Here is a 6,264-nt window from a genome sequence, read left to right as displayed (position 1 = left end):
CGCGGCATCAAGGTGCTCAGCCTCTTCTTCATCGACAAGGTTGAGAAGTACCGCGTGTACGAGCCGGAAATCCACAACGGCGAGTACGCAGACATCTTCGAGGAGGAGTACCGCGCCGTAGTCGCCTCCCCGAAGTGGCAGAAGCGCTACGAGAAGGCGGGCGTTCCCCTGAACCCCGATGCGTCGGCCGTTCATGACGGGTACTTCGCCAAAGACGGCAAGGGCAAGTACAAGAACACGACAGCAACTGCCAGCAGTGCAGCGGACACCTCGGCGTTCGAGCTGATTATGCACAAGAAGGAGACGCTCATCTCCTTCCCCGACGGGCATGATCCTGACAAGGACGTCGCTTTCATCTTCAGCCATTCCGCGCTGAAGGAGGGCTGGGACAATCCCAACGTATTCCAGATATGCACGCTGGTGGAGACGAAGGACACCCTGACCAAGCGCCAGAAGATTGGGCGCGGCCTGCGCCTCTGCGTCGACCAGAACGGCGAGCGCTGCTACGACCCCGAGGCGAACGTTCTCACCGTCATCGCGAACGAATCCTATGACGAGTTCGCCAACGGCCTGCAGAAGGAGTTCGAGAAGGAGGATTTCAAGTTTGGCATCCTCACGCCCGAGTCGTTCACGAAGGTGACCGTCGAGAAGCCCGACGGAACCGAAGAGCGCTTCGGTTATGCGCGCTCGAGCCAAACGTACGAGCACTTCAAGGCTGCGGGCCTCGTTGACGCCAAGGGCAACATCACGCCCGCACTCAAGGCCGATGCGGAGGCTGGCAAGGTCGAGCTTCCCCCAGAACTCGAGCCCGCGAGGGAGCAGATACAGGCGGTTATCCTGCATAAGGCCCAGAAGCTGCAGATTAAGAACAAGGCCCAAGAGGTTACCGTCGAGCTGCAGAAGGACGTCACGAACGACCCCGCGTTCATGGAGTTATGGGAGCGCATTCGCCGCCGTACGCGCTTCGAGGTCGACGTCGATTCGGATGCCCTCGTGGCTGACGCGATTGCAGAGGTCCAAAGCATGCCCAAGGTGAAGCCGCTTGAGGTCATGAGCTTGCGCGCATCGCTCAACGTCGACGATTCGGGCATATCCACGACGGGAACCGGCACGTCCATAGTAACGACGGATTCAAAGCGCGTATATGACCTTCCCGACCCCATTGCCGAGTTGCAGGATGCCGTCGGGCTCACGCGTGGGACGATAAAGAGGATTCTCGAGGGCTGCGGCCGCTTCGACGAGTTCGCCGTCGATCCGGCGACCTTCCTAGCGCAGGTGGCCGCCAAGATTACGAAGGCAAAGAACGCAGCAGTCGCGAAGGGCATCAAGTACGTGAAGCTGCCGGACGACGAATGGTACACGATGAAGGACCTCGACCTTGGCGATTTCCACGCCTACCTTGATTCGAATGCCTGGGAGCCGCAGGTGAATCCCGACAAGTGCCTTTATAACTACGTCGTATACGACTCGTCGAGTGTAGAGAAGCCTTTTGCGGAGGCGCTTGACCTGGCTGACGAGGTGAAGGTGTTTGCCAAGCTGCCTTCGTCGTTCAAGATAGACACGCCCTTGGGTTCGTACAACCCCGACTGGGCATACGTCGAGGAAAAGGATGGCGAGAACCGCGTGTACTTCGTAACCGAAACCAAGGGAGGAACCAACGGCGACCCTGCGCTGCGCGATTCCGAGCGAGCGAAGATCGAATGCGCCAAGAAGCACTTCGCCACGCTCGAATTAGGAGACGATTTCGAATACGACGTCCGAACGACGTACGCGGTAACAAGTATTTAGGGCATCTCGCAATCGGCCAAGAAGCGCTTCGGGGAACTGGGGCAGGGATCAGGCTTCGTGCATGACGTCGAAGTCGAGTATCGCTACTCGAATGTTTAGGAGGGAAATTGAGCTTTAGCTGGGAGATCAAGCTGAAGGGTTTCGGACCGTTTGCTACGCAGGCTGGCGGTACTCTAACCCTCAGCAACTCACGGATAGCAATTTATTCTGGTAACGGCCAGGGCAAGACCTGCATCAGCCGCCTTTTCCGCGCTGCCGATAACGATGCGGGCGCATTGGCGGGTAACATAATCAACCGCACTGAAGATGCCGGTTCTTTCTCTTTCGTCACTTCGAACCAACGCTCCCAGCCCGAGAAACTGCACATTACGATGGAGCGCGGCAAAGATGTCATTGTCAGGAACGACACAGGTTACATATTCCACGTATTCAACAGTGATTACATCAGAGATAACCTCGGAGCACTCCACTATGCACCAAACGGTGACGGCTTCACCGGATACATCATCGGCCGAGATAACATCGATGTCTCTGACAAGAGGGAGCAGCTCTCGGGATTGAGCAAGCGTGGACAAGAAATACGTGCCGCAATCGATAAGGTCGTCGCTGAAGGGCGTACAACCCTTGCAGACTACGAGCTTACTAGATACAGGGGATACTCTGAACTTACCGTAGAGAACATATTGGCAATGGACTCTTGCTCGTCCGAATACGAAAGCAAGCTCGCAGAGTTCGAAGCGTTACGAGGGCTTCCGGATCCTATTCCAGTTTTGGCAGGGATCAACTGCACCGCAGGGCAAGTCGATCTTGATAGCATCGGCATCCTGCTTACCCAACCCTTCTCGCGCGACAAGTTCGCCGATGAATTCGTTGCAGAAGTGCAGCCAAAGATGGAGTTCGTCAAAAATGGCCTCGACCTCACCAGAGATAACAGATGCCCTTATTGCGGTATGGTGTTCGATGGCGATGCGAAAACGCTCATACACAACTACGAAGAGTATGTACGCGGCGCAGAGGCAAAGACCGTTTCTGAAATAGAGGGACATATCAGGACACTGAATACGCTCTGTGATTCATATGAGCGGTTCGCCTCTCTCTACCGCACAAAGCGAATACAATTCGATTCACTGAAGTCGGCATTTCCCGATCTTAGCGAGGCTACCCTCGCTGATGTTCCGACATTCACTGAGATAAAGGCCTCCACGAGCGCCGTCAGCGAAACGCTAAGGCGCAAGATTGCCGATATCTCACTTACCTACGATGTTGCGCCAGTGAAACAACTCAAGACATTATTGGATACCATGGAGGCTGCCGTCGCCGACACGGAAAATACACTTTCCAGGTTCGATGGTCTTGCTGCAAATGCATCCAAAGCAATTAAAAGCGTCAAGCGTGATCTTTGTGTCGAGATGACTCGCAAGATTAGGGTTGACTGCGATTCATTGATTTCTGCACGCGAATCGATTCTGCAAGCATACAGACAGCTCGATGCCGATATAAAGGCAGAAGAAGTCAAATTCAGGAGACCAAAGCGAGCGGCCATAGCTCAGATGCTCGCAAAAATGATTCACGAAGTCTTCGGCGATAAGTATGTTTTCGATTCGGACCAGTTCACCATTTCACTAGGCGATTCACCACTCGGCGAAGATGCCGAGGACGTTATGAGTGATGGCGAAAAATCCGCTCTCGCATTCTGCCATTACGTCGCATCAACATGGAATCTGCTAGAAAGCGATGATGATGCCCAGAATCTATTTTTCGTTATCGACGATCCAATATCAAGCTTGGATTATCACTACGTTTACAGCATTCTCCAGATTATCAGAGATTTCAATATCACTTTTGGCCTAAAACGAGTGCGGTTTCTGCTTTTGACGCACAGCAGTGCCTTCTTCAACATGCTGGCCAGAAACGGCGTTGTTAAGGAATGCTTCGTACTACATGACGGGGTTATTAAACCTTGTGTAAGCCACTACATCACCCCATACAGCGAACACCTTAAGGATCTTGTCGAAATTGCACTTGGCACGCGCGACCCGTCACATACGACAGGTAACTCCATACGTCAAATCATCGAGTCGCTTTGGAGGTTTGACAACCCAGCATCGACGGACCTGCTCGCCTATCTCAATACGCAAGAATGCGCCGCGCTAAAAGATTGCGAATACATCTACTCTATCTGCCAAGACCAATCGCATGGTGCCTCGCTGTTCGACAGAGACCAGCCTCCAGATGACGAATCGATACGTAGAGCCTGCTGGGCGGTTCTGAATCACGTCCACGGTCGCTATCCTGGGCAGCTCATCGCTTCATCAATTGACTTTGAAACGTTAGCCCAACAGCAAGGCGATAACGACTATAGTAATTTCCGCTGATTAGCAAGCGGTTGTATATGCAGATGAGAAAACGGTAAGACACGAGTACGCAGCTTGTGGTTTAAACTCCACTGTTTGTTCGCTTTACGGGAACTAATGTTCGCTCTACAATCCTAAGCATCGGTTGCGGATTGGAAGGGATTGGGGGCGAGCATGCGCAAGCGGGCGATACTGCACAGCGACATAAACTGCTGCTATGCCCAGATAGAATGCCAAGCCCACCCCGAGTTGCGCGGCAAGCCCGTGGTCGTTGGAGGCGACGAGGAGGCACGTCACGGCATCGTACTCGCAAAGAACATGCTGGCAAAGAAATGGGGCATCGGCACGGCTGAGACCCTGCGCGACGCGCGTCGCAAGTGTCCAGAACTGGTGGTAGTGCCGCCCGACTATCGCCTGTACATGAAGGTGTCGGGGCTGGCGCGCAAGATCTACTACGACTACTCCGATTGCGTGGAGCCCTTCGGCCCCGACGAGGCATGGATTGACGTCACGGGAACGCAGAGGTGCTTGGGGCTCACACCGGTAGAGATCGCACGGGAGATATCCGAGCGCATGAAAGCAGAGTTGGGTATCACGGTATCGGTCGGGGTTAGCTGGAACAAGATATTCGCCAAGTTCGGCAGCGATTACAAGAAGCCCGATGCGGTGACGGTGATAGATGAAACCAACTATCACGACATCGTATGGACTGCCCCGGTGCGCGAGCTTTTGTACGTGGGTGCCGCTACCGATGCCAAGCTGCATTCGTCGGGCATTTGCACCATAGGCGACCTAGCCCATGCCACCGACTACTACCTGCAGCACCGCTTGGGCAAGATGGGCTTTTTGCTGCGCGCGTTTGCCCGCGGCGATGATGCAACGGAGGTAAAGCCGCTCGACCGCGCAAGCTGCGATGTTGACCGCGAAACCAAAAGCTACGGCAACGGCATCACCTTCCCGCGCGACATCGAAGACCCTCAAACCGCCAAGGCCGTCATCTGGATGCTGGCTGAAAGCGTAGCCCAGCGCATGCGCGAGGGGCGCGCACGGGCGCGAACCATCGCCATAGGGGTGAGAAGCGCCCGCAACCTGTCCAGCTACACCCGGCAAACATGCGCACCTCTGCCCACCAACATCACCGGCGAGGTGGCGCACATCGCCTGGCGGCTGCTGTGCGACAACGAGCCTCTTAACGACACACGGCCCTTGCGGGGGCTGTACGTGCGCGCAAGCAACCTGGTATCGGCGGACGAGGACATGCAGATGATGCTGTTCGACCCGCTGCCGCAACGCACCGAGCGCGAGGGGCTGGACGCGACGATCGACGAGCTGCGCCGTCGCTTTGGCAACAACTGCGTAGTGTGGGGACCGCAGGCGCAAGACGCCACCGCGTGGGAGCTGGATGCCAAGCGCGACAACGTGGTGCATCCCGTCAGTTTCTTTCATAGGTAGGGGTGCTTTGCGATGGTCCGAGGAATAGAGCGCCGCGAGAAGTGCTATGTGGGCGTGACGCTGCATGACGACGAAGACGGAATCAGGACGCCTTTGGCGATAGCCTGGGAGGACGGGCGCTGCTTTGCGATAGACCGCGTGACCGAGTGCCGCTATGCCGCATCGATGAAGACGGGCGGCCACGGCATGCGCTACGCAGTGGTGGTCGAAGGTAAGCCGACATTTCTGTGGCATGACGGCGAGCGCTGGTACGTGGAGCGCATCGTGCACGACGGCGTAACGGCGATGTAGCTGCCGTCCGAGACACAGCAGCCAGCTAATGAATTCGCAACGAAAATGACGTAGCATGAACACACGTTGGGGCGCGTGTCTGCGACCGGCCGGAGTAGCGCGCCCCACGTGCAAGAATGCTTGGCGCATATGAGTCATGCTACTCCCCGACGGACAAAGCTGCCTGAAAACTGGAAGCCGGACGCTACCTCCACCGTGAGTACTTGGCAAGCTCGCGTTCAACATCTCCAACGCTGAACCTTACCGCGCGACCAATGCGGATGACGGGGATGCGGTTCTCGCGAGCCATTTTGTATACGAAGCCGGTTGAGATACGCAGCGTCTCGGCAAGCTCGCGAGCGGTAACGATCCCGTCGGAAAGAACCGATTGCGTAGTGCA

The 6,264-nt window shown here is 55.9% G+C and carries 4 protein-coding genes and 1 pseudogene; 4 read left to right on the top strand and 1 reads right to left on the bottom strand.

Going from position 1 to position 6,264, the window contains the following annotated elements; all coding sequences use genetic code 11:
* The 4 genes and pseudogenes from RR842_RS10955 to RR842_RS10940 form a co-directional block, all read left to right on the top strand.
* Positions 1-1,788: pseudogene (locus RR842_RS10955) on the top strand (hypothetical protein); the annotation flags it as partial.
* Positions 1,789-1,895: 107 nt separating this feature from the next.
* Positions 1,896-4,163, top strand: a complete 2,268-nt coding sequence (locus RR842_RS10950) for an AAA family ATPase (RefSeq protein WP_332729748.1) — start codon at positions 1,896-1,898, stop codon at positions 4,161-4,163.
* A 153-nt stretch (positions 4,164-4,316) separates the two neighbouring features.
* Positions 4,317-5,594 carry a DNA polymerase IV gene (locus RR842_RS10945; RefSeq protein ID WP_332729747.1) on the top strand — a complete coding sequence of 426 codons (1,278 nt, stop codon included), beginning with the start codon at positions 4,317-4,319 and terminating at the stop codon, positions 5,592-5,594.
* 12 nt (positions 5,595-5,606) lie between these two features.
* Positions 5,607-5,885, top strand: coding sequence for a hypothetical protein (locus RR842_RS10940; RefSeq protein ID WP_332729746.1), 279 nt, complete (start codon positions 5,607-5,609; stop codon positions 5,883-5,885).
* A gap of 184 nt (positions 5,886-6,069) precedes the next feature.
* On the opposite strand, the gene RR842_RS10935 is transcribed toward RR842_RS10940, so the two are convergent.
* The coding region (locus RR842_RS10935; RefSeq protein ID WP_332729745.1) for a helix-turn-helix domain-containing protein at positions 6,070-6,264 on the bottom strand (195 nt) is incomplete at its 5' end.

Origin of the sequence: Gordonibacter sp. (genome assembly GCF_036667095.1) — a bacterium.
Classification (GTDB): domain Bacteria; phylum Actinomycetota; class Coriobacteriia; order Coriobacteriales; family Eggerthellaceae; genus Gordonibacter.
Note: the sequence above shows the minus strand (reverse complement) of the source record. Positions and strands in the feature narration are given on the sequence as shown.